General features: G+C 33.5%; 26 protein-coding genes. 20 read left to right on the forward strand and 6 right to left on the reverse strand.

Annotation, left to right across the window (positions count from 1 at the left end; all coding sequences use genetic code 11):
* The first annotated feature begins 25 nt into the window (after positions 1 to 25).
* The 5 genes from gpmI to ACOOWA_RS06065 all read left to right on the forward strand — a co-directional run bounded on the left by gpmI (position 26) and on the right by ACOOWA_RS06065 (position 4,895).
* Positions 26 to 1,567: a 2,3-bisphosphoglycerate-independent phosphoglycerate mutase gene (gene gpmI / locus ACOOWA_RS06045; protein ID WP_421373919.1), complete on the forward strand. Its 1,542-nt coding sequence runs from the start codon at positions 26 to 28 to the stop codon at positions 1,565 to 1,567.
* A gap of 149 nt (positions 1,568 to 1,716) precedes the next feature.
* Positions 1,717 to 2,697, forward strand: a complete 981-nt coding sequence (locus tag ACOOWA_RS06050; protein WP_421373920.1) for an acyl-ACP desaturase — start codon at positions 1,717 to 1,719, stop codon at positions 2,695 to 2,697.
* A gap of 96 nt (positions 2,698 to 2,793) precedes the next feature.
* Positions 2,794 to 3,225, forward strand: a complete 432-nt coding sequence (locus ACOOWA_RS06055; protein ID WP_421373921.1) for a BT0820 family HAD-type phosphatase — start codon at positions 2,794 to 2,796, stop codon at positions 3,223 to 3,225.
* A 93-nt stretch (positions 3,226 to 3,318) separates the two neighbouring features.
* Positions 3,319 to 4,128: a type I methionyl aminopeptidase gene (gene map, locus ACOOWA_RS06060; RefSeq protein ID WP_421373922.1), complete on the forward strand. Its 810-nt coding sequence runs from the start codon at positions 3,319 to 3,321 to the stop codon at positions 4,126 to 4,128.
* The gene (locus ACOOWA_RS06065) at positions 4,128 to 4,895 is read left to right on the forward strand and encodes a class I SAM-dependent methyltransferase (RefSeq protein ID WP_421373924.1); all 768 of its coding nucleotides are present in this window, start codon (positions 4,128 to 4,130) and stop codon (positions 4,893 to 4,895) included. Before map ends, ACOOWA_RS06065 begins: the two co-directional genes overlap by 1 nt.
* Positions 4,896 to 4,944: 49 nt before the next feature.
* Here ACOOWA_RS06065 and ACOOWA_RS06070 read toward each other — a convergent pair whose 3' ends face one another.
* The 3 genes from ACOOWA_RS06070 to ACOOWA_RS06080 all read right to left on the reverse strand — a co-directional run bounded on the left by ACOOWA_RS06070 (position 4,945) and on the right by ACOOWA_RS06080 (position 6,813).
* A complete protein-coding gene (locus ACOOWA_RS06070) occupies positions 4,945 to 5,670 on the reverse strand; it encodes a T9SS type A sorting domain-containing protein (RefSeq protein ID WP_421373925.1) in 726 nt (241 codons plus the stop codon).
* Between the two features lie 86 nt (positions 5,671 to 5,756).
* Complete coding sequence (locus tag ACOOWA_RS06075; RefSeq protein WP_421373927.1) at positions 5,757 to 6,083, reverse strand: DMT family transporter; 327 nt, start codon at positions 6,081 to 6,083, stop codon at positions 5,757 to 5,759.
* A gap of 166 nt (positions 6,084 to 6,249) precedes the next feature.
* Positions 6,250 to 6,813, reverse strand: a complete 564-nt coding sequence (locus tag ACOOWA_RS06080; protein ID WP_421373928.1) for a Crp/Fnr family transcriptional regulator — start codon at positions 6,811 to 6,813, stop codon at positions 6,250 to 6,252.
* Between the two features lie 128 nt (positions 6,814 to 6,941).
* Between ACOOWA_RS06080 and era the strand changes: the two genes are divergently transcribed.
* Both era and ACOOWA_RS06090 read left to right on the forward strand, forming a co-directional pair.
* Complete coding sequence (gene era / locus ACOOWA_RS06085) at positions 6,942 to 7,817, forward strand: GTPase Era (protein ID WP_267266059.1); 876 nt, start codon at positions 6,942 to 6,944, stop codon at positions 7,815 to 7,817.
* A 67-nt stretch (positions 7,818 to 7,884) separates the two neighbouring features.
* Positions 7,885 to 8,313, forward strand: coding sequence for a DoxX family protein (locus ACOOWA_RS06090; protein WP_421373929.1), 429 nt, complete (start codon positions 7,885 to 7,887; stop codon positions 8,311 to 8,313).
* Positions 8,314 to 8,438: 125 nt separating this feature from the next.
* Here the strand turns inward: ACOOWA_RS06090 and fsa are convergent, their stop codons facing one another.
* A complete protein-coding gene (gene fsa / locus ACOOWA_RS06095; RefSeq protein ID WP_421373930.1) occupies positions 8,439 to 9,092 on the reverse strand; it encodes a fructose-6-phosphate aldolase in 654 nt (217 codons plus the stop codon).
* A 147-nt stretch (positions 9,093 to 9,239) separates the two neighbouring features.
* On the opposite strand from fsa, the gene ACOOWA_RS06100 reads away from it, so the two are divergent.
* Complete coding sequence (locus ACOOWA_RS06100; protein WP_421373931.1) at positions 9,240 to 9,725, forward strand: YdeI/OmpD-associated family protein; 486 nt, start codon at positions 9,240 to 9,242, stop codon at positions 9,723 to 9,725.
* Between the two features lie 37 nt (positions 9,726 to 9,762).
* Here the strand turns inward: ACOOWA_RS06100 and ACOOWA_RS06105 are convergent, their stop codons facing one another.
* Positions 9,763 to 10,299 (reverse strand): tetratricopeptide repeat protein, encoded by a 537-nt coding sequence (locus ACOOWA_RS06105; protein WP_421373932.1) that lies wholly within the window; start codon positions 10,297 to 10,299, stop codon positions 9,763 to 9,765.
* Positions 10,300 to 10,482: 183 nt separating this feature from the next.
* On the opposite strand from ACOOWA_RS06105, the gene pepE reads away from it, so the two are divergent.
* The 11 genes from pepE to ACOOWA_RS06160 all read left to right on the forward strand — a co-directional run bounded on the left by pepE (position 10,483) and on the right by ACOOWA_RS06160 (position 21,885).
* The gene (gene pepE / locus ACOOWA_RS06110; RefSeq protein WP_421373933.1) at positions 10,483 to 11,175 is read left to right on the forward strand and encodes a dipeptidase PepE; all 693 of its coding nucleotides are present in this window, start codon (positions 10,483 to 10,485) and stop codon (positions 11,173 to 11,175) included.
* Positions 11,176 to 11,304: 129 nt separating this feature from the next.
* A complete protein-coding gene (dacB, locus tag ACOOWA_RS06115) occupies positions 11,305 to 12,675 on the forward strand; it encodes a D-alanyl-D-alanine carboxypeptidase/D-alanyl-D-alanine endopeptidase (protein WP_421373934.1) in 1,371 nt (456 codons plus the stop codon).
* Between the two features lie 6 nt (positions 12,676 to 12,681).
* Complete coding sequence (locus ACOOWA_RS06120; protein WP_421373936.1) at positions 12,682 to 13,836, forward strand: sensor histidine kinase; 1,155 nt, start codon at positions 12,682 to 12,684, stop codon at positions 13,834 to 13,836.
* 100 nt (positions 13,837 to 13,936) lie between these two features.
* The gene (locus tag ACOOWA_RS06125; RefSeq protein WP_421373938.1) at positions 13,937 to 14,605 is read left to right on the forward strand and encodes an ABC transporter ATP-binding protein; all 669 of its coding nucleotides are present in this window, start codon (positions 13,937 to 13,939) and stop codon (positions 14,603 to 14,605) included.
* Between the two features lie 9 nt (positions 14,606 to 14,614).
* Positions 14,615 to 15,187 (forward strand): murein L,D-transpeptidase catalytic domain-containing protein, encoded by a 573-nt coding sequence (locus ACOOWA_RS06130; protein ID WP_421373939.1) that lies wholly within the window; start codon positions 14,615 to 14,617, stop codon positions 15,185 to 15,187.
* Positions 15,188 to 15,212: 25 nt separating this feature from the next.
* Positions 15,213 to 15,890, forward strand: coding sequence for a RadC family protein (gene radC, locus ACOOWA_RS06135; protein ID WP_421373940.1), 678 nt, complete (start codon positions 15,213 to 15,215; stop codon positions 15,888 to 15,890).
* Entirely contained in the window at positions 15,887 to 16,795 is a 909-nt protein-coding gene (locus tag ACOOWA_RS06140; protein WP_421373941.1) for a hypothetical protein, read from the forward strand. Before radC ends, ACOOWA_RS06140 begins: the two co-directional genes overlap by 4 nt.
* A 108-nt stretch (positions 16,796 to 16,903) precedes the next feature.
* Entirely contained in the window at positions 16,904 to 17,800 is an 897-nt protein-coding gene (locus ACOOWA_RS06145; RefSeq protein ID WP_421373942.1) for a phytanoyl-CoA dioxygenase family protein, read from the forward strand.
* A gap of 35 nt (positions 17,801 to 17,835) precedes the next feature.
* The gene (locus ACOOWA_RS06150) at positions 17,836 to 18,348 is read left to right on the forward strand and encodes a hypothetical protein (protein ID WP_421373943.1); all 513 of its coding nucleotides are present in this window, start codon (positions 17,836 to 17,838) and stop codon (positions 18,346 to 18,348) included.
* Between the two features lie 20 nt (positions 18,349 to 18,368).
* Complete coding sequence (locus ACOOWA_RS06155; protein ID WP_421373944.1) at positions 18,369 to 18,980, forward strand: inorganic pyrophosphatase; 612 nt, start codon at positions 18,369 to 18,371, stop codon at positions 18,978 to 18,980.
* Positions 18,981 to 19,149: 169 nt separating this feature from the next.
* Positions 19,150 to 21,885 (forward strand): sodium-translocating pyrophosphatase, encoded by a 2,736-nt coding sequence (locus ACOOWA_RS06160; RefSeq protein ID WP_421373945.1) that lies wholly within the window; start codon positions 19,150 to 19,152, stop codon positions 21,883 to 21,885.
* 118 nt (positions 21,886 to 22,003) lie between these two features.
* Here the strand turns inward: ACOOWA_RS06160 and ACOOWA_RS06165 are convergent, their stop codons facing one another.
* Positions 22,004 to 23,143 (reverse strand): aminotransferase class I/II-fold pyridoxal phosphate-dependent enzyme, encoded by a 1,140-nt coding sequence (locus ACOOWA_RS06165; protein ID WP_421373946.1) that lies wholly within the window; start codon positions 23,141 to 23,143, stop codon positions 22,004 to 22,006.
* 83 nt (positions 23,144 to 23,226) lie between these two features.
* On the opposite strand from ACOOWA_RS06165, the gene ACOOWA_RS06170 reads away from it, so the two are divergent.
* Positions 23,227 to 24,270, forward strand: coding sequence for a M28 family metallopeptidase (locus ACOOWA_RS06170; protein ID WP_421373947.1), 1,044 nt, complete (start codon positions 23,227 to 23,229; stop codon positions 24,268 to 24,270).
* The last annotated feature ends 7 nt before the right edge of the window (positions 24,271 to 24,277 follow it).

Consider the following 24,277-nt stretch of genomic DNA (forward strand, 5'->3'; position numbering starts at 1 on the left):
TGTTTGTTTAAAAAATCAAAATAAAATGTCTAAAAAAGCAATATTGGCAATACTTGACGGATGGGGTTTGGGAACAAATCCTAACGTTTCTGCACTCGACCAGGCAAATACACCATTTATAGATAGCTGTTATCAGAAATTTCCTCATACGACTTTAGAAGCAAGCGGTTTGGCTGTTGGTCTTCCTGCAGGACAAATGGGAAACTCTGAGGTTGGGCACATGAATCTGGGAGCAGGTAGAGTAGTGTATCAAAATCTGGTAAAGCTTAATATGGCTGTCGAAAACGGAACTTTAGGACAGGAAAAAGTAATTCAGGAAGCTTTTGCTTATGCGAAACTCGAAAATAAAAATGTTCACTTTATCGGTTTGGTTTCCAACGGCGGAGTACACTCACATATCAATCATTTGAAAGGATTATTGTCTGCTGCAAAAGATTTTGGTTTAAACGAAAACGTTTATGTTCATGCTTTTACAGACGGTAGAGATTGCGATCCGCATTCTGGTTTAGGATTTATTGAAGAACTTCAGAATCACATGAGCGCAACAACCGGAAAATTAGCTTCTGTCATTGGAAGATATTACGCAATGGATCGTGACAGAAGATGGGAGCGTGTAAAATTAGCTTACGATGCCATGGTAGAAGGAGTTGGTTTGCAGACGACAAATGCATTAGCTGCAATTAAAGCTTCTTATGATGAAAATGTAACTGATGAATTTATCAAACCTATTGTTTTAGTAAAAGAAAGTCAGATTGGAAATGTAGTTCCGGTTGCAAAGATCGTTGATAATGATGTTGTGATTTGTTTCAATTTCCGTACAGACAGAGGTCGTGAGATTACAGAAGTTCTTTGTCAGCACGATATGCCTGAATATTTTATGCGAAAGCTGAACCTTCATTATGTAACGTTGACGAATTATGATAAAACCTATCAGAATGTAAATGTAGTTTTTGATGAAGAGGTTTTGAAAGATACAATGGGTGAAGTTTTAGAAAGAAACGGTAAAACACAGATCCGAATTGCTGAAACGGAGAAATATCCACACGTTACATTTTTCTTTTCCGGAGGTCGTGAAGAGGAGTTTCACGGCGAAAAAAGATTGCTTTGTCCGAGTCCGAAAGATGTTCCGACTTATGATTTGAAGCCTGAAATGTCAGCTTACGAAATCACAAATTCAATTTTACCAGAACTGGAAAACAAAACTGCAGATTTTATCTGTTTAAATTTCGCAAATACTGATATGGTTGGTCACACCGGAGTTTTTGAAGCTGCCGTAAAAGCTGCTGAAACCGTAGATAAATGCATAGAAAGAGTGGCAACAATGGCTTATGAACACGGTTACGCTGTTTTCATTTTGGCAGATCATGGAAATTCGGATGTAATGATTAATGCAGATGGATCACCAAACACGCAGCATTCAACGAATCTTGTTCCGTTAATTGTGATGGATAAAGATAAAAACTGGGATTTAAAACCTGGGAAACTAGGAGATATGGCACCTACAATTTTATCAGTAATGGGAATTGAAATTCCGGCAATTATGACAGGAGATATTTTAGTAAGCTAAAATTGAGTAATAATATTGTGAAAATGCCGTTATCAAAGAGATAGCGGTATTTTTTATGATTTATGTCAGAAATAGTATGACTTACATATTATCTTATGTCACAAATAACAAATAAATCTTATCTTTGTAAATTATAAATTTATTTTTTGATGTATAATGCTCTCGTAAGAAAAGAAGTAATGGGTATTTTGGAAAAGGAAGTCGGTTCTTTTCTCGATAAGTTTTTAACTCCAATTGAGAAAATTTGGCAACCTTCAGATTATTTACCAGATCCTTCTAGTTCTGATTTTAAATATGACTTAGAAGAAATTCAAACTTTCGCTCAGGAAATGCCTTATGATCTTTTTGTAACATTAATTGGCGACTGTATTACTGAGGAAGCATTACCTTCTTACGAATCCTGGCTGATGAGCGTTGACGGAATTGATCAGGAAAAAAGCGGGCCAAGCTGGGCAAGCTGGATAAGATCTTGGACGGCAGAAGAAAACAGACACGGTGATTTACTGGGGAAATATCTGTATTTATGCGGGAGAGTAAACATGAGACAGATGGAAATTACAACTCAATATCTAATCAGTGATGGTTTTGATATTGGAACAAGTATGGATCCTTACAGAAATTTTGTTTACACCAGTTTTCAGGAAACTGCAACCAATGTTTCTCACAGACGAGTTGGTACTTTAGCCAAACAAACAGGAAACGGAAAACTAGCAAAAATGTGTGGTGTAATTGCCGCAGATGAAGCAAGACACGCAAAAGCTTACAAACATTTCGTAGCAAAAATATTAGAATTGGATCCTTCAGAAATGATTTTGGCATTTGAAGATATGATGCGTAAAAAAATCGTTATGCCGGCTCATATGATGAGACAGTCTGGTCAAAAAGCTGGTGAGCTTTGGGGACATTTCTCAGATGCTGCACAAAGATGTCTGGTTTACACAGGTCAGGATTATATCAATATTATGAAAGATCTTTTAGACGAATGGAAGATTGAGCATATCACAGGTCTTACCGAAAAAGCGGAAAAAGCTCAGGAATATTTAATGAAACTTCCTTCAAGATTACAGAAAATTACAGACAGAATTGCTACCCCGGATTTACAGTTTGAATTTTCCTGGGTAAAAAAATAATAAGACTTTAACAATAAATTATAAATTAGAGTGTCGAATGTTTTTCGGCACTCTTTTATTTATTTAGTATCTTTGCCCAGCTAAAAACGCAACAAAATGTTAAATAATAAGAAAATTGCTGTTGATTTTGACGGAACTATCGTAGATGATGCATATCCGTCGATTGGAAAAGCAAAAATTTTCGCTTTCGAAACTCTTAAAAAACTTCAGTCTCAAGGTTTTAGACTTATACTTTGGACGTACAGACACGGGAAAACTTTAGATGAAGCTGTAGAATTCTGCAGACAGAATGGTATTGAGTTTTACGCAATTAACTCGAGCTTTGAAGGGGAAGTTTTTGATTCTGAAACACAGTCAAGAAAATTAGATGCAGATTGGTTTATTGATGACAGAAATTTAGGTGGCTTTCCGGGATGGGGGGAGATCTTTAATATCATCAACGAAAGAATAGAATTCCGGGTAGAAGGTAAAGAAGTTTTAGCTTATTCAAAACTGAAAAAAGAAAAGAAAAAAGGTTTGTTTTGGTAATAATATAATTTGAAATTTAATGTTTGAAATTTGACATTTTATGTCTTTAATACAAAATTTTGAACCTCAAATCTCAAATCTCAAATTTGATAAATGATTCAATTAAAAACAATAGACGAGCTTCGTCTGATGAAAGAAAGTGCCCGATTGGTTTCCAGAACATTAGGAATGTTGGCAAAAGAAATCAAACCGGGAATTACTACTTTATATTTAGATAAATTAGCACATGACTTTATTAAAGATCACGGTGCTGAACCGGCATTTTTAGGATACGGAGGTTTCCCGAATTCTCTTTGTATCTCACCGAACGAGCAGGTTGTTCATGGTTTTCCAAATAAAGAAGATATTAAAGAAGGGGATATACTTTCTGTAGATTGTGGTGCGATTCTGAATGGTTACGTAGGAGATCATGCGTATACTTTCGAAATTGGTGAGGTGAAACATGAAACCAAAAAATTACTAAAAGTTGCCAAAGAATCTCTTTACAAAGGGATTGAGCAATGTATTAGAGGAAAAAGAATCGGAGATATTTCTCATGCCATTCAAAAACATTGTGAAAAAGAAGGTTACGGAGTTGTGAAAGAACTTGTTGGTCACGGTTTAGGAAAGAAAATGCACGAAGATCCTCAAGTTCCGAATTACGGAAAACAGGGAAGCGGAAAAGTAATCAAAGACGGTTTGGCAATCGCTATCGAACCGATGATTAATTTAGGAACTGAAAAAGTGAAATTCCATAACGACGGTTGGACAGTGACAACACTTGACAATCAACCTTCTGCACATTTCGAGCATGATGTTTGTGTGATTAACGGTAAGCCGGTTTTACTTTCTACTTTTGATTATATCTACGAGGCTTTAGGAATTGTAAGTGATGAAGAAAAGCCATTTCAACTGGATTTTTAATGAAAAAGCTGACTAAGTTTTTATTAAATAAAATTCCACGTCCGATGCTTATTAAAATGAGCATTTGGGCGCGACCGTTGATTTACCAATTTTTCAAAGGCGATCAGTTTTTCGATCCCATCGATGGCAGATCTTACCGCAAATTTCTTCCATACGGATATGGAAAACAAAGAGAAAATGCTTTGTCACCCGGAACTTTAAGTCTTGAGAGACACCGTCAAATGTATCTTTATCTTCAGAATGAAACCGATTTTTTCATTAAAAATTATAAAGTTCTGCATATTGCTCCCGAACAGGAATTTTTGAGAAAATTTAAAAGAATGAGCAATCTCAACTATATTTCGGCAGATTTATATTCACCGATTGTAGATGTAAAAGCTGATATCTTAGATCTGCCTTTTGAAAATGAAAGTTTTGATATCATTTTCTGTAATCATGTTTTAGAGCATATTCAGGATGATGCAAAAGCGATGAGTGAACTCTATCGGGTGATGAAACCGGGAGGTTGGGGAATTTTGCAGGTTCCGATGAAAAACTCTATGGAGAAAACCTATGAAGATTTCACCATAACAGATCCAAAAGAAAGACAAAAACATTTCGGACAGTACGATCACGTTCGTTGGTACGGAATGGATTATTTTGACCGTTTAAAAACCGCTGGTTTTGAGGTTGAAGCCAACTTTTATTCCCAGGAATTTTCTGATGAAGAAATAAGAAAATATGGATTAAGACAAAACGAAATTTTACCAATCGTTTTAAAGAAATAGAAAACGGCTTCGAAATTTGAAGCCGTTTTCTATTTCTTTAAGTGTTATTTTAATTCTTCATAAAAAATTCAGATCTGAAATTTTCAATACTTAAAAGATATTGACCTTTTTGAAAAACGCTTACATCAATTTTTACTATTTTACCGGAAGATAATGTTTCAAATAATAATTTTCCAGACAAATCGTAAATTTTTACTTTTAAATTTTTCTCCAAATCTTCAACAATCAAAAAGTCAATTGAAGGATTTGGGTAAACTTTAAATGTCTTCTTCAGTGCATTTTCTTTTGTACCAAGAAATGAATTGTTGTAGTATACTTTATTGCCTGTCGTGACATTTGTAATAATCAATGTCTTGGAAGTTCCGTTATTAATAATTTGATAATTAAAAACAGTCCCGTTTGGAACAGTTCCTGAAGGCGGTATGCTTCCTACATAGAAATCGCAGTTTTTTTGGTCATATTCCTGTGCTGCCTGCATATTGGGTCCATTATAATCAGCAAAAGTACATCCGCCACCGGTTTTTGTAAAAGAATTTTGAGCTTGTGAAAAATTAATATTTACTCCTGCAATATTAAAATACTGAGAATTAAAAACATATCCTGAAGTACTCTGAATAAATGTAGAGTTGGGTAAACCTTGAGACATTACAGGAGAAGCTGTTGTCTGTCCATTTAAGATGATTTGCGAAATATACCAGTTGTTGTTGAAAAGATCTGCATTCTGTGCAAAAATGAAATTATTTACAAATGTTAAAAAGAATAGAGTTTTTTTCATGATTTTTTGTTAAAGATACAAAAAACTATTCCACTAACGGTGATAAAATTTAATATTTGTTTAAAAATAAAAATCAAATAAAAGAATTAATGCGAAACTGCTTTTAACCCAATCACAGAACCAATTAAAGTACAGATGAAAAATATTCTCCAGAAACTTGCCGGATCTTTAAAGATAAAAATTCCTACCAAAGCGGTTCCTACAGCTCCAATTCCCGTCCAGACTGCGTAAGCTGTTCCGATAGGTAAAGTTTCTGTGGCTTTGATGAGTAAAAGCATAGAAATTGTGAGACAAGTTAAAAATCCGCCAAACCACCAATACATTTCGTTTCCAGTTGTTTCTTTTACTTTTCCGAGGCATGATGCGAAGGCAACCTCAAATAATCCTGCGATGATTAAAATAATCCAGTTCATTTTAAATAAATTTATACTGCAAAATTGAGGCTTTGAACTGAATTAAAATTTTACAAATGTTAAAAAACAAGATTCAATTCTTTTATATTTTAAAGAAATATAGCTGATAAGCAGATTTTAAATCAGCGCCATCCTCTAAATCTGCGAGGAAATATTTTTATGCCAATTATTTAATTTCTGCCCGAATTCTACTCAAACTCACCTGAGTAATTCCCAAATAAGAAGCAATATGACCAAGCTGAACTCTTTGCAAAAGATACGGTTTTTCTCTGAGCAAATCTTTATACCGCTCCAAAGCTGTTTTGTATTGTCTTGAAATAATTAATTCTTCCGTTTTTACCAATTCACGCTCTGCAAATTTTCGTCCCCAATTGGCAATATAAATATCTTCATTAAATAATTTTTTCAGCTTTGAAGTTTCGAGAACATAGAAATCACAATCTTCCAGAAGTTCGATACTTTCATAACCCGGTTTGTCATCCACATAACTTTTCATCGAAACTACCGGTTCGCCTTCAGTTCCGAACCAAAACGTAATATCATTGTTTTCGGTTGACGCATATGCACGAACAATTCCTTTTTTCAGAAAATAAATATAGGAAACCACCTTATTGGCTTCCATCAGACAAAACCCTTTTGGATGACTGATTTCAGAAATATGTTGAATTAAATTTAATTTTGATAATTCCGGAAGTGGGAAGATGGTATTGATGATCTGATCGATTTCCATAAGAAGGTCAGGATTAATTATTTTTCAAAAGTATACTTTTTTGAGCATCTATTTCAGATATAGTCCAAAATCCAAATTTTGTTTTACTAACTTTGCAAATCGTAATAAAAACGATTTAATTTTTTTATATGCATAAAGCAGGATTTGTAAATATCGTTGGAAAGCCTAATGCCGGAAAATCAACACTCTTAAATCAATTGATGGGAGAGAAGTTGGCTATCGTAACGCAGAAAGCTCAGACAACCAGACATAGAATTTTTGGAATTTATAATGAAGAAGATTTACAGATCGTATTTTCTGACACTCCCGGAGTTTTAGATCCAAAATACGGTTTACAGGAAAAAATGATGGATTTTGTAAAAGATTCTTTACAGGATGCAGACGTATTTCTTTTCATTGTAGATGTCACCGATAAAGCTGAACCTTCAGAATTTTTAATCGATAAATTGAACAAAATTCCGGTTCCGGTTTTATTATTATTAAATAAAATTGACCAAACCAATCAGGAAGGTCTTGAGAAAATTGCAACAGAATGGCACGAAAGAATTCCTAAAGCTGAAATTCTTCCTATTTCTGCGTTAAATGCTTTCAATCTTGATATTATTTTACCGAAATTAAAATCAATGCTTCCTGAAAGTCCGGCGTATTATGATAAAGATATGTATACCGATAAGCCGGAACGTTTCTTTGTGAACGAGGCAATCAGAGAGAAAATTCTTTTAAATTATGAAAAAGAGATTCCTTATTCTGTAGAAGTTGTAACAGAAATGTTCAAAGAAAAAGAAGGAATTATCTTTATTGATTCTATTATTTATGTAGAGAGAGATACTCAAAAAGGGATTATCATCGGTCATAAAGGTGAAGCCATTAAGAAAGTAGGAACTGAAGCAAGAATTGATTTAGAGAAATTTTTTGCAAAAAAAATCCATTTGAATCTTTTTGTAAAGGTGAAAAAAGACTGGAGAAAAAACGACAGAGATTTGAAGAATTTTGGGTACAGATAGACTAAAAAGTCAATATCCATCGTTGTAATAAAAGATTTTTATTATCTTTAGTTTAAATTTTCATACAATGAGTTACTTAAACACAAAAACCAATCCCATCATTTTAGATGTCGTTATATTTCTTGTAAGATTGTTTGTAGGATTTGCGATGATTTCTCACGGGTTTCCAAAGCTTCAGACTTTGATCAATGGTGGTGAAATACAGTTTTATGATTTTCTTGGACTTGGTGCTACAGTTTCGCTGGTATTAACGGTTTTCGCTGAATTTGTATGTTCTATTTTTATTATTTTAGGATTATTTACAAGAGTTGCAGCAGGATTTTTGCTCTTCACAATGGCAATTGCCGGATTTGTAGTTCACGGAGCAGATGCGTTTGAAAAAAGAGAACTGAGTTTATTATATCTCTCAATTTATTTAATAATTATTTCCGTTGGTGCAGGAAAAATTTCTGTGGATCACATGATCGAAAAAAGAAGAAGAGCTTCAGATTGGTAAAACACCTTGGTATAAATAAAATCCCGAAACAAATTCGTTTCGGGATTTTTTATGTTTAAATGTGTTGAAATTTTTGAATATTTTTTTTGGAGAATTTCAAATCTCAAACATCAAATTTCAAATTCTTACGCTAATTTCTGAGAATCCGCTACAAACTGCGCTAATCCGCTATCTGTTAAAGGGTGTTTCAACAAACTCAAGATCGGAGGAAGTGGTGAAGTAATTACATCTGCACCAATTTTAGCACAATCGATGATATGCATTGAATGACGGATCGATGCCGCTAAGATTTCAGTATCATACATATAATTATCAAAAATCAATCTGATTTCCTGAATTAAGTTTAAACCATCTGTTGTAATATCATCCAATCTTCCCAAGAACGGAGAAACATAAGTTGCACCCGCTTTTGCAGCTAAAAGCGCTTGTCCGGGAGAGAAAATCAACGTACAGTTTGTTTTAATTCCTTTATCCGAAAAATATTTCAACGCTTTAATACCGTCTTTAATCATTGGGATTTTTACCACAATGTTCGGATGAATTGCAGCCAGTTCATCACCTTCTTTGATCATTTCTTCGTACGTTGTAGAAAGTACTTCCGCAGAAATATCTCCGTCAACGATTTCACAGATTGCTTTGTAGTGGTTTTTAATCGCCTCAGAACCCTGAATTCCTTCTTTTGCCATTAATGATGGATTGGTTGTTACACCATCCAAAATTCCAAGGTCTTTAGCTTCTTTAATTTGCTCTAAATTAGCAGTGTCAATAAAAAATTTCATTTTGTTTAAATTGATTTATTTTAACAAAGATAAACATTCCATTTTGAGTGCGAAATTAATTTGTTGACTTACAAGATTTGAATTTCAAAGTATTTGTATTATTCATATTAACATCACTTTTCAAATCAAATTTTTAACTTTGAAAGTATGAAAAACCAATTCAAGGCAAAACTCAACATCGTAGGAATTAATCCTTATGTTTTTATTCCTCAAGAAATTTTAGAAGAAATATTTGAAGCTTCAGGAAAGAATAAAAGTCCGATTTCTGTGAAAGGAACTGTAAACGGAGAAGAATTTAAGCAAAACTTAATGAAATATCTTGGAGAATGGCGGCTGTATATTAATTTAACAATGCTGAAAGACTCTCCAAAAAGAATTGGCGAGCTCTTGGAAATTTCTATTGAGTTTGATGATTCAGACCGAACAATTATAATTCACCCGGATTTAGATAAGGCAATTAGAGAAAACCCTGTAGCATTTAAAAATTTTGAAAATTTAATTCCATCAAGAAAGTTAGAGTTAATTCGCTACATCAACAATTTGAAAACTGAAACAGGCATTGAAAGAAATATCAAAAAGATTATCCGACATCTGAATGGAGAAACAGATTTTTTCGGAAAAGTAATTAAATAAAAAACCGAAGAGATTATTTCTTCGGTTTTATTTATGTTTAAGAATTCAGAGCCTGGCTCAGCTTTACTGCATCCTGATTAGTTGGATCGTACTGTAAAGATTTTGCGATATGCTCTTTTGCTTTATCCGGACTTTCTTTTTGTTCGTTAAAAGCAATAAAGAAATAAGCATATGCTAAATTCTTTTTACTTGCTTCAATTTCTTCAGGTTTTACTGTTGAAATATATTTTTCATAAGACAATTTTGCATTTACATCATCTTTCGCAGATTGATAAGAGTAAGCCTGACTGTAATAGGAAGGAGCCCAATCTGGCAACTGCACAGATAATTTTTTCCAGGTAGCAATTGCGTTTTGCCAATCTGCAGCATCTTGATAAGCTGTTGCCAATTTAGCAAGCGATTCTACATCTTTAGGATTGGTTTCAACTTGTTTTTTAAGTCCTTCAATCGTAGGATTTGTTTGTGCTTGAATCGTCGGAGTAGTTTCTGCAGTTTGTGCAAAAACAGCGCTCGTACTTCCTAACATTATTAAACCTACAAATAGTTGTTTGATATTAATTTTAACCGTTTTCATATTCTTTATTTTAAAATTACTATTGCTAATGTAGGAGTTACAAATTTATTTTTCTGTGATTCTTTTAGAGCCTTTAAGCTTTTTTGGAGTTTTTTAACGGTTTTAATGTGATTTTTAGCGTATTTTTTGATTTATACAGGCTTTGAGTTTATCTTTGTTTTAATAATTACAGACTTTCATTTTATGAACATTATATTAGCATCAACTTCCACACTTTTTGGCGGAAAATATCTTGAATATTTAAAAGACGAATTAATTGAATTATATAAAGGAATCGATGAAATTATATTCATTCCTTTTGCAAGACCGGGTGGAATTTCACATGATGATTATACGGCAAAAGCAAAATTATTTTTTGAAACCATCAATATAAAAGTAAAAGGTTTGCATGAATTTAATAACAAAACAGAAGCTCTTAATTCAGCTAAAGGATACTTTACTGGTGGTGGAAACACTTTTTTATTGGTTAAAACGTTGCATGAAGAAAATCTGATGTCTGTTTTAAAACAAAACGTAGAAAACGGGAAAGCCTATTTAGGTTGCAGTGCAGGAAGTAACATCGGCGGACAAAATATGAAAACAACGAATGATATGCCGATTGTGTATCCACCAAGTTTCGATTGTATGGGATTGGTTCCGTTTAATATTAATCCGCATTATTTAGATCCAAATCCGGATTTAAAACATAACGGAGAAACCAGAGAAACCAGAATTAAAGAGTTTTTAACGCAGAACGATATTAAAGTTGTCGGACTTCGTGAAGGAAACTGGATTCGAAGAATTGGTGATAAAATTACCGTTGAAGGAAACGAACTGACAAGAATTTTCGAAAAAGGAAAAGAGCCTTATGAAATAGAATCAGGAACAGATTTGTAATTAATTTTTATGGATGTCTGCAATTTATGATAACTTAATTTTTACAGTTTATTTGACATTAGATTTTGCATTAATGTAACAAAGAATAATCTCATTAATTTTTAAATTTTTATTTCCTGAAATTTATTTATGAAAAAATATATTGTACTTTATGTTCTGTCTACACATCTGATTTTTGCACAAAACGTCACTCAAAAATTAGATGATGCTACAAAAAATCTGATAAATTCTTCATTGGCAGTTTCTTCAAATTTATCTTTCTATGTTTCAGACGAAAGCGGAAATCTGATTTATGAATTTCAAGGGAATAAAGGACTTTCAACAGCTTCAACACAAAAGATTTTCACTGCGGCGGCTGCTTTGGAAACTTTAGGCAAAAGTTATACTTACAAAACAACTTCATCCTATTCAGGAACTATTTCTGGAGGAAATTTAAATGGAAATCTATTCATCACTTCAAATGGCGACCCGACTTTGGGAAGTTGGCGTTATGAAGGTTACAAACCTGAAAATTTTAAACAAAAACTAATCGAAGCTGTGAAAAAATCAGGAATCACAAAAATTTTAGGAGATTTGATTATTGATGATTCTTATTTCGACCATCAGACCATTCCCGGAGGTTGGCCATGGGATGATTTAGGAAATTATTACGGAGCCGGAGTTTGGGGAGTCAACTGGAGAGAAAATCAGTTCGATATGAACATGAGCGGAAATGACATCAAAAGTTTTTCATATCCTTTAGAAGGCGTAAAATGGTTAAATGATGTAAAAATTGCAGGAAGTTCAGACCAGAGTTTGATTTTTACGGCACCACATTCTGATGTTGCTTTAATTAACGGAAGTTTACCTTCGAAAGCAGTTACGGTTTCCGGTTCTGTACCAAATCCACCTTTGCAATTGGGCGTTGAAGTTCAAAAATGGCTGAAAGAATCAGGAATTGAGATTTCCGGGAAAGTTTTGACGAATTCTCAATTAGAAATCGATGGCAAAAAAGCTTTGGAAACTCCTAAAAATAATATTATTCTAACGTATGAATCGCCAACTTTAGATAAAATTGTTTACTGGTTCTTAAGAAAATCAGTGAATTTGTACGGAGAAAATTTAATCAAGACTCTCGGTAAAGAAAAGAAAGGAAATCCCAGTTTTAAAAGTGGAGTTGCATATTTAGCTGAATTTTGGAAATCAAAAGGAATCAATCCTAATATGATTAATTTTGCTGACGGAAGCGGACTTTCACCGCAAAATTATGTCTCGGCAAAAGCTGAAGTCCAGGCTTTAATTTATGCTAAAAAACAACCTTGGTTTGATTCTTATTACGATGGTTTTCCAACTCAGGATAACGGTATGAAGATGAAAAGCGGAACAATGCGCGATACAAAATCTTATGCAGGTTATCATACTTCTAAAGACGGAAAGAAATATATTTATGCCATTATCATTAACAATTATCAGGGAAGCGAAAGTGCAGAACTACAGAAAATTTTAAATGTTTTAAAATAATTTATATTGAAAAAAAGATCCATTTTTGCCAGATTCAATAACTGGTTTATTTTTTCTTTGATGACACTGGTTGTTGTATCCATCGTTATTACCTCTACTTTGGTTGTCAATTATTTAAAGAAAGATGAAGTAAAACGTGTTGATATTTTGGTTAAAGCTTTAAAGTTTCAGCAGGATGTTACACCAAGTTTGGAAGTACAGGAATTGCTTCTCGCCATTTACAGCTCAAATACAACAATTCCGATGATTATTTTAGATAAAAATGATCAGATTATAGAGTATAAACATCTGTCAAAAGAAGTTGGAGATGACTCTCAAAATATAATTGCCGAAGCAAAAAGAATGGAGAAAAAATACCCGGCAATTGAAATAAAAGTTCAGGGCGGAAATGACCAGTTTGTGTATTATGACAACTCAGAAATGCTGAATAATCTCCAGTATTTTCCTTTTCTTCTCGGCTTTTTTGTGTTGTGTTATTTTTTATTTTCCTTTTGGTTTTTAAGAACTGTTAAAAAAACAGATGAAGGTTATCTTTGGGCCGGTTTGGCAAAAGAAACGGCGCATCAAATCGGAACTCCATTATCATCTATGATGGGATGGATGGAAATTATGAAGCTGGAAAACCCTGATTCTGATGGTGTAATTGAAATCGAAAAAGATATTGAAAGACTCAGAACAATCTCAGAAAGATTCTCAAAAATTGGTTCAGTTCCTGAATTAAACGATACGAATTTTAATGAAACCATTAAAGAAAATTATGATTATCTGAAAACAAGAATTTCCAGAAAAATAGATTTTACACTTTTATTACCAACATACAATATTTTAGTTCCACACAATAAAATTCTGATGAGTTGGGTGATTGAAAATCTTGTAAAAAATGCAGTTGATGCCATGAAAGGCGAAGGAACCTTAAAAATGTCTGTTTTTGAACGGAATAAAAATATTTTAGTTGAAGTAAAAGACAACGGAACCGGAATGACAAAATATCAGGCTCAAAATGCTTTTAAACCAGGATATTCAACGAAAAAAAGAGGATGGGGACTGGGTTTAAGTCTTGCGAAAAGAGTTGTACAGGAATATCATAACGGAGATATTAAAATTTCTCAAACCGAAGTTGGAAAAGGCACAACTTTCAGAATTCTGATTAGAAAAGCATAAGTATTTATCATTGTAAAATTAATAATTGAAGCTAAAATTAATCATTCTAAAACCTCTTTTTAAACCTAAAAACAAAAGAAAAAATCACTATTTTTGAAACATGATTAGAGCAAGTAATATCCGTAAATCTTATGGAGATCTGGAAGTATTGAAAGGAGTTGATATTCACATCAAAACGGGTGAAGTAGTTTCTATTGTCGGAGAATCCGGAGCCGGAAAATCTACTTTGCTACAGATTTTGGGAACTCTTGATACGCCTTCAAATCCTCAAAAATATGATACTGAAATTTATCTGAACGATAAGCCATTTATTTACATGACCGATAAGCAGATTTCGAAATTCAGAAATCAGAACATAGGTTTTGTATTTCAGTTTCATCAGTTGTTACCGGAATTTACTGCTTTAGAAAATGTTTTATTGCCTACAAAAATTGCAGAAGCCAATGAAAAAGAAGCAATAGAAAAAGCGTATCAGTTATTTGAAGATTTAAAGATTGCAGAAAGAATTCATCACAAACCGAATCAATTATCGGGCGGTGAAGCGCAAAGAGTTGCGGTTGCAAGAGCTCTTATCAATTCTCCCAAGATTATTTACGCTGATGAACCGACCGGGAATTTAGATTCAAAAAACGCAGATGATCTTCACCGCTTATTTTTTGATCTGAGAGATAAATACAATCAGACTTTTGTGATTGTAACGCATAATCCGCAATTGGCAGAAATTACCGATCGTAAATTGGTGATGAAAGACGGGTTAATCATCGAATAATTATTTTAAATGAAATCTTTACTCTTTACAATTTTATTATTAATTTCCTGCAGTCAGTCAAAAGCTCAGGAAAATATTGATGTTTTGCCAAAAGAGAAAATTTCAGAATTAAAAGATTATATTAGAAACAAAGACTACAATCAGGATTTTGCAGTCTTCATCAATTTTAAAGTTCATTCAGGGAAATACCGTTATTTTGTTTATGATTTAAAAAATAACAAAATCGTTCAAAAAGCAATTGTTTCTCATGGTTCAGGATCTGTAATACCAAAATCAAATCAGCTTAAGTTTTCCAATGTTGAAGGTTCTTATCAATCTTCTTTAGGAAAATACGAGATTAGAGAAAGCTACAACGGAAAGTTTGGAAAAGCTTATCGTTTAAAAGGTTTAGACTCAACAAACAGTAATGCAATGGAGCGAGCAATTGTTTTACACTCATTTGGCTGTATTTCTGATCAGGAATCTCAAAATTTAACGTGTTTAAGTCTGGGTTGTCCTATGCTTTCCACAAAAGCATTTAATGAAACGGCAAAGTTTTTAGACCCATCAAAAAAGAGCATTATTTTATATGCTTTTTATTAACTAAAATCTATTATCATTAATCTATATGTCTATAAAATTTTTGGCAGAAGACGACAGACCGAGAGAAAAGTTTTTACTGAAAGGTAAAAACTCACTTTCTGATTCTGAACTTTTGGCAATCATTATGGGCAGCGGAAGCAGAGATGAAACAGCTGTAGAATTGGCAAGAAAAATTTTAGCTTCCGTTGATAACAATTGGCATCAGTTGAGTTTATTGACGATTAAAGATTTAACTAAATTTAAAGGCGTTGGTGAAGTAAAAGCAATCTCCATAGCAACAGCTCTAGAAATCGGAAGAAGGAGAGCCGCTCAGGAAATCCCTGAAAAACCACAAATTTCGAGCAGTAAAGATGCTTATCATCTTTTAAAACTGCATTTGTCAGATCTAAGAACTGAAGAATTTTGGGCACTTTTTCTCAATCAGAGTAATAAAGTGATTCATGTTGCCCAGCTTACTCAGGGTGGAATTAATCAGTCGATTGTAGACATCAGAGTTATTTTTAAAACGGCTTTAGACCATTTTTCGACGGGAATCATCATTTCACACAATCATCCGTCAGGAAATTCAAAACCAAGCGCAGAAGATATTAGCATAACCAAAAAAGTGAAAGAAGCGGGAAACCTCATGAATATTCAGCTTTTGGATCATATAATTATTACTCAAAATTCATATCTGAGTTTTGCAGACGAAGGAATATTATGATTAGAAGATTAAAATACCATGAAATTGATTTTGAAAAATATTCTCATTGTCTTGAAAATTCAGCACAACGAAAATATTCTGCTACAAAACAATTTTTAGATCTTACTTCAGATAAAAAATGGGAATTGCTTGTTTATAAAGATTATGAAGCAGTAATGCCGGTTCCTTACGTTTTTAAATCGGGGATAAAAATTGTTCATAATCCTATGCTTTGCCAGCAATTAGGAATTTTTTCCCGGGAAGACAATATAGAAATTAATGAGGCTTTTCTTAGCTTTTTACAGAACAAATATCTTATCAGGGTGTATGCCTTTAATGAATTTAACAAGTTCAAAACATCTTTAAAACCTAAAAAGAATTTTCTGATTCTTCCTGAAAATTACGAAACAGTTTATTCAAAATATTCCCCGAAAAGAAAAAGAAAATTGAGGCTTGATGAAGATGTTTTAAAAACTTCTGAAATCAAAGAAATCAGTTTTGATCAGGCTGAAAGCTTTATCAGAGATAATTTTCTCGGAGCAGATAAAGAAGAAGACATAGAACTGTTTATTTTAATTTTTAAAAATATGTTTGAGGCAGACTGTCTAAGCTTTTCTGCTTTTTATCTCAATAAAAGAATTATCAACATTATTGTGACGTATTTTGATGATTTTACGGTGGCACTTTTAGGAACTTTCAATGATAAAGAATCGGTTAAGATTTCTGGAGCTTCTGTATTGATAAACAATTGTATAAAAGAAAATATTCACTCCAAAATTTTTGATTTTGAAGGCAGCGAATTGCCCAACGTTGAAGAATTTTTCAGAGGTTTCAGACCAGAACTTCGGCCTTATCACATTATCGATTATTCCAAGAAAGAGATAATTAAAAAATTACTTAGTTTGAAAATTATCTTTAATCAATAATTTAATCACGCTCTTTAGATTAGTTCTAAATATATTTCATAAATTTATAAAGTATTTTTCAATCTAATAACAATGTTTAAGAAAATTCGAAATTATAAATTGCCTTACATGATTTATAATTTTTTCAACAAAAAAAAATTACAGCATAACATTCCGCTCTATAAAAAATACGGACTCGATAAAAGCTATTTTTCATCTATTTCAAGCAAAGATTTTGCTCATTTGCCAAAAAATGAAAGAAAATTTGATCGAGAGAAACTTCTTAACACCCAATTTTATAAAAATCTTTCAGAAGAAAATAAAATCAGTGCAGAAGGGTTTGACGACAATGGGTTTTTAGTTTTAAGAAATTATTTAAAGTCCGAAACTGCCGATCAAATCAATGCTGAAATTGAAAAATTAATGAAAGACGGAACGATAAAATTCCGTTATGGCGGAAAGTTAATGTTTGTTATTCATCATTCAGAAATCATTAAAAAAATTGGTAACGATAAGAATTTACTTGAATTTTTATCCGTTTTAATTGATGGCGATGCTAAATTATTTCAAAGCATCAATTTTATCAACGGTAGTCAGCAAAAAACGCATTCCGACAGTATTCACATGACAACGTATCCTTTAGGCGGACTTCTCGGAGTCTGGATTGCTTTGGAAGACGTAGATGAAACAAATGGTGCATTACATTATATTCCTGGAAGTCACAAACTTCCATATTTCCTTAATTCTGATTATGATAATGAAGGTACAACTTTTAAAATCGGTAAAAAAAGTTATTTGGCTTACGAAGAATTCCTTGAAAATAAAGTGAAAGAATTAGGCTTAAAAAAAGAAGTCTTTCAAGCTAAAAAGGGTGATCTTTTAATTTGGCATGCTAATATTCTTCACGGCGGTGAACCACATTTAGACAAAACCAAAACCCGAAAAAGTCTTGTGTATCACTATTTTGATGAGAAAAGTGTGTGTTATCATGAGGTAACACAAAGACCTGCATTATTTGAGCTGTAATTCAGAAAATATCATTAATTTTGCTTCCTCAAATTATGACAGATTTTTTAGACTATTTACCTTATGCAGTCGCATTAGTTATTGCAATTCCGTTTTTGGTTTTGCTGAGACAATTTGTATATACTTACATCAACTTAAAAAATCAAGAGATCAGGTTACTTTCTGTAAAGTCTAATTCTGAAAATAAAACGCATTCCTATGAAAGAATGACGCTTTTTTTAGAAAGAATAAAGCCTTCAAACCTTATTCAGAAATTTGATAAAGATCTTGCCGCTCACGAGTTTTTATTTCTTACAGAAAAAACCATCAATGAAGAGTTTGAATATAATGCTTCTCAACAGCTTTATTTAACAAAAAATTCATGGCAGAATATCCTTGATTCTAAAAATGCAATCATAGATTTGCTTCACAAAACTTACGAAAGTTTAAATAACAACCCTAATCTTAACGAGTATAAAACCGTTTTCATTATGAATTACATGAATGATAACGACTACATTAGTGCAACCATTGAAGATTTGAGGAGAGAAATTTTAATAATAGCTTAATTAAATAATAAATATAAATAATGATTCCAAATTTTAAAGCACATCCGTGGCATGGGATTTCTGCAGGAGAAGATGCGCCAAACGTTGTTAACGTATTCGTGGAAATAGTTCCTTCAGACACCATTAAATATGAAATAGATAAAGAAACGGGTTACCTTAAAGTAGACAGACCTCAGAAGTTTTCAAATATTATTCCTGCATTATACGGTTTTGTTCCAAGAACTTACTGTGACGCAGAAGTAATGAAATTGGCTATAGAAAGTGGTGCAAGCGACGTTACAATGGGAGATCATGATCCTTTGGATATTTGTGTTTTAAGTTCGCACAACATTCACTCAGGAGGACTTTTAATGGAAGCTATTCCTATCGGAGGTTTCAAAATGATTGATGGTGGTGAAGCAGATGATAAAATTGTGGCGGTAATGGTAAGCGATCATGCTTTCGGACATTTCAGAGATATTTCAGAATTACCTGAAGCCGAAGTAAAAAGATTAATGCACTATTTCCTTACGTATAAAAACTTACCGGATGAGCCTGCAAAATGCAGAATCCAGGAAGTTTACGGAGCTGAGCATGCAAAACAGGTGATTGTGGCTTCTCAAAAAGATTACTCGGATAAATACGGAGGATAATTTTTAAAAAATTAGATATTGATATAAAAAGCAGGTGAATATTCATCTGCTTTTTTCGTTTTTTTCAACAATTTACTTTGTCAAATACAAAATTGGTATAATATTTTAAATGGAACAAAAGAAATTATTGAGTATATTTAATAATCTATTACCAAAAAAATATTAAACTATGGACTTATTTGTATTAGTGCCAATTTTTGGCGTTATTGCCCTGATCTATACTTTTCTGCAAAGTAATTGGGTAAGCAAACAAAACGCAGGCAATGAAAAAATGAAAGTTATCAGCGGACATATCGCTGACGGTGCGATGGCTTTTCTCAAGGCCGAGTACAAAATTCTGATGTATTTCGTCATCATCGTAGCAATTTTATTAGGTGTAATGGGAATGACCAACTCCAATTCTCACTGGAGTATCGGTATTGCTTTCGTGATTGGAGCCATACTATCTGCTTTGGCGGGTTTTATCGGAATGAAAATCGCAACCAAAGCCAATGTTAGAACTGCTGAAGCTGCAAAAACATCTTTATCCAAAGCTTTGAAAGTATCATTCACAGGAGGTTCGGTAATGGGAATGGGAGTTGCGGGTTTAGCCGTTTTAGGATTGGGTTCGGTTTATTTAATTATTAAACAGATTTTTGCTCCCGGTTCTACTGTAGATTCCCATGAGATGGAAAGAACAATAGAAATTCTTACAGGATTTTCTTTAGGCGCAGAATCTATCGCTTTATTTGCAAGAGTTGGTGGTGGAATTTACACTAAAGCGGCCGATGTTGGAGCTGATTTAGTAGGAAAAGTAGAAGCAGGAATTCCCGAAGATGACCCTCGAAATCCAGCCACAATTGCTGATAATGTAGGAGATAACGTAGGAGACGTTGCAGGAATGGGAGCTGATTTATTTGGGTCTTACGTGGCGACCGTTTTAGCGACAATGGTTTTAGGCCGGGAAACAGTTTCTATAGATTCTTTTGGAGGATTTGCTCCGATTCTTTTACCGATGTTAATTGCCGGAACTGGAATCATCTTTTCAATGATCGGAACTTTATTCGTTAAAATTAATGACAATGAGGGTGCATCAACTTCTAACGTTCAGAATGCATTAAACTTAGGAAACTGGGGAAGTATCGTTATTACCGCAATTGCTTCTTACTTTTTGGTTACTTATCTTCTACCGGAAAAAATGGTTTTAAGAGGTATTGAATTTACTAAAATGGGAGTTTTCGGAGCGATAATCGTAGGGTTGGTCGTAGGAACTTTAATGAGTATCATTACTGAATTTTACACAGCAATGGGTAAAAGACCTGTATCTAGTATTGTAAGACAGTCTTCCACAGGTCACGCTACGAATATTATTGGCGGACTTTCCGTTGGAATGGAATCCACACTTTTACCAATTCTGGTTTTAGCGGGAGGAATTTATGGCTCATATTTATGTGCCGGATTATATGGTGTCGCCATTGCAGCAGCCGGAATGATGGCTACAACCGCAATGCAGTTGGCAATTGATGCTTTCGGACCGATCGCTGACAATGCAGGAGGAATTGCCGAAATGAGTGAACTGCCAAAAGAAGTTCGTGAAAATACAGATATTTTAGATGCGGTTGGAAATACAACTGCAGCATCAGGAAAGGGTTTTGCAATCGCTTCTGCAGCTTTAACAGCTTTGGCCTTATTTGCTGCTTTTGTAGGAATTGCAGGAATTGACGGAATTGACATTTACAGAGCTGATGTTTTAGCAGGATTATTTGTGGGTGGAATGATTCCGTTTATATTTTCGTCTTTAGCGATTACGGCAGTTGGACAGGCGGCAATGGCAATGGTAGAAGAAGTGAGAAGACAGTTCAGAGAAATCCCCGGAATTCTGGAGGGAAAAGCCGAACCGGAATATCAAAAGTGTGTGGCGATTTCCACTGATGCATCTATCAGAAAAATGATGCTTCCAGGTGCTATTGCAATCGTTTCACCTTTGTTAATCGGATTTATTTTTGGTCCGGAAGTTTTGGGTGGATTTTTAGCCGGCGCAACAGTTTGCGGAGTTTTAATGGGTATTTTCCAGAATAATGCAGGCGGAGCTTGGGATAATGCTAAAAAATCTTTCGAAAAAGGAGTAAATATTAACGGACAGACTTATTATAAAGGTTCAGAACCACACAAAGCTTCCATCACAGGAGATACAGTAGGAGATCCTTTTAAAGATACTTCCGGACCGTCGATGAATATTTTAATTAAATTAATGTCGATTGTTTCTTTGGTAATTGCACCAACTTTGGCTGTTTTACATAAAGATAAAATTGATGCCAACAGAAAAGCAAAAATTGAAAGTCTTCTTGGTAAATCCGCAACGCATATAGAAAATCAAGCGATTTCAGGAAATAATGTAGCAATTGCACCATCAGGAATTAATGGTCAGCTGAATGAAGATGGTGATTTTGTTTACAATACAGGAAATATTCAGGAAGTTAAACTGAAAAGTGGCAAAACAATTTCTTTGGGAAATCAAAGTCAATTGTACTTTTTGCAGGACGATGTTAATAAGAAAAATCAGTCTGTTTTAGATCCAAATAAATGGTATACCATTGAAAATTTGTACTTCGAAACCGGATCGAGCGATTTAAAAGCCGGTTCGGAAAATGAACTTTCTAATCTTGCTGAAATTATGAATGCATATCCTACTTTGAAAATAAAATTAGGAGGTTACACCGATAATGTTGGAGGTGAAGAAAGTAATCTTTCCCTTTCCAATTTAAGAGCTCAAACCGCAAAATTGAAATTACTTGAACTGGGAATTGCCGGAGATCGTATAGAAACAGAAGGATACGGTTCTCAGCATCCGGTTTGCCCGGCAAATAATACTGAAGAATGTCAGGCAAAAAACCGAAGATTAGATATAAGAGTTTTGGCTCTTTAGATTCAAATTAAAAATAAACTTAAGCACTGCATTTCGCGGTGCTTTTTGTTTTATTTAGAGCTAAGCTATAAAAAAACATCTGTGAAAATCCGTGAAATCTGTGGGAATAAAAATATGGCTACAAATTTCTTTTCAAATATTCCATCGCGTTTATAATGACTTCATCTTTTTTAGCAAAACTAAATCTTATATAATCTGAATTTTGTTTAGATTGATAAAAAGCCGAAAGCGGCAAACAGGAAACTTTTTTCTCAACAGTCAGCCATTTTGAAAATTCCACATCGGTCATCGTGGAATTTACATCTCTGAAATTTACAATCTGAAAAAAACCTCCTTGCGATTTTTGTTCAACATTAAGAGGCGTAAATTCTATTAAATGATTAAAAATATCACGTTTCTGCTGCATGATTTTTTGATTTTCAGCAGGATCAAAAACTTCGAGATACTTTGCAATAGCGTACTGACAAGGCGAATTTGAGCTGTAAGAAATATATTGCTGATGAATCCTGAAATAATTTAATAAATTTTCAGGAGCTAAAAGATAACTTACTTTCCAGCCTGTAGAATGAAACATTTTCCCGAAAGAAAAGATGCAAAATGTTCTTTTTTTCAATTCAGGATGCAAAAACGAACTGTAATGTTCAGCATTGTCGTAATAATAAATATCATAAATTTCCTCCGAAATAAGGTAAATTTCCTGATGTTTTATCAACTCATAAAGCTGATTCCAATCTTCTTTAGTCCAAGTTTTTCCAGTGGGATTTTGAGGTGAATTAACGATGATTGCTTTAGTTTTTGAACTAATACAATTTTGAAGTTTCTCCCAATCAATTTTAAAATCAACTTCCAAATCGTAATAAACAGGAACTCCGCCATTTATAACAATCGAAGGTGCATAAGTGTAGTAAGAAGGCTGAATAACAATCACTTCATCACCAATATTTAAAATAGATTTTAAAGACGTGTACAAACCAAAAGTAGAACAAGGAACAATATTAATTTCCTCTTTTTTAAGCTTTACACTGTTTTTTCGATTTAAATTAAACCGAATAATACTTTCAATCAACAAAGGATTTCCCGAAAGCGATTCATAACTATGGCTAATCATATCCGCAGATTCTTTCAGATAATATCTTAAACGCGGATCGATTTCAAAATCGGGGAGACCTAATGACAAATCATAACTCTGATGTCTCGAAGCAAGCTCCGACATTTCTGTGAAAAATTTGTAATCATTAAATCCGTAGTTTTTTTCCATAGGCTTTTATCAAATATATAAAAAAATAGCATCCAATTTACAGTTGGATTTTTTTTGTTATTTTTAAACAAACAATTTTTTACATGAAAAAAATACTCATTCCAATTCTTTCAGTAATTGTTCTTACGAGTTGTGGAAATTCTATACGTTCAAATAATGAGCAAAATTCAAGTTTAAGCAATTCTAAAAGTGAGAAATCCTTTAGTAAAGCATATCAGCAAATTAAGTTTAATGATTTAAAGAAAAATCTATATATAATTGCTTCTGATGAAATGGAAGGAAGAGACACAGGAAGTCCAGGTCAGAAAAAAGCTGGAGAATACATTGTGAAATTTTATAAAGATTTGGGGATTTCGTTTCCTGAAAAATTAGGTTCTTATTATCAGAAAGTTCCATCTTCTTACATGAAAAAAAGAGGGGGTGGAAATTTACCAGATTCTGAAAATATTTTAGCTTTTATTGAAGGCAGTGAAAAACCAGAAGAAATTATCGTTGTTTCTGCACATTATGACCATGTCGGAACTAAAAATGGAGTAGTTTACAACGGTGCCGATGATGACGGAAGCGGAACTGTCGCTGTAATGCAGATTGCAAAAGCTTTTCAGAAGGCGAAAAAGAAAGGAAACGGACCCAAAAGATCGATTCTATTTCTACATGTGACGGGAGAAGAACACGGACTTTTCGGTTCTGAGTATTACTCCGACAATCCGGTTTTTCCTTTGGTAAATACAGTTGCTGACTTGAATATTGACATGATTGGAAGAGATGATTTTGCCAATCGTGGAAAGAATTATGTGTATGTAATTGGTTCTGAAATGTTGAGTTCAGAGTTAAAAACGATCAATGAAGCTGCAAATAAAAAGACAAACAATCTTGAATTAAACTATAGATACGACGATCCCAAAGATCCCGACAGGTTATATTACCGTTCCGATCATTATAATTTTGCGAAACATGGAATTCCCGTAGCATTTTTCTTTGACGGTATTCATGAAGATTATCACCAGCCGACCGATGACGTTGAGAAAATCGATTTTAATTTACTGCAAAAAAGAACGCAATTGGTTTTTACTACAGCTTGGGAACTTGCAAATCGAGAAGCAAGGATTGTAGTTGACAAGAAATAAATTTTCA

This window comes from Chryseobacterium sp. GP-SGM7 (genome assembly GCF_049166575.1).
Lineage (GTDB): Bacteria > Bacteroidota > Bacteroidia > Flavobacteriales > Weeksellaceae > Chryseobacterium.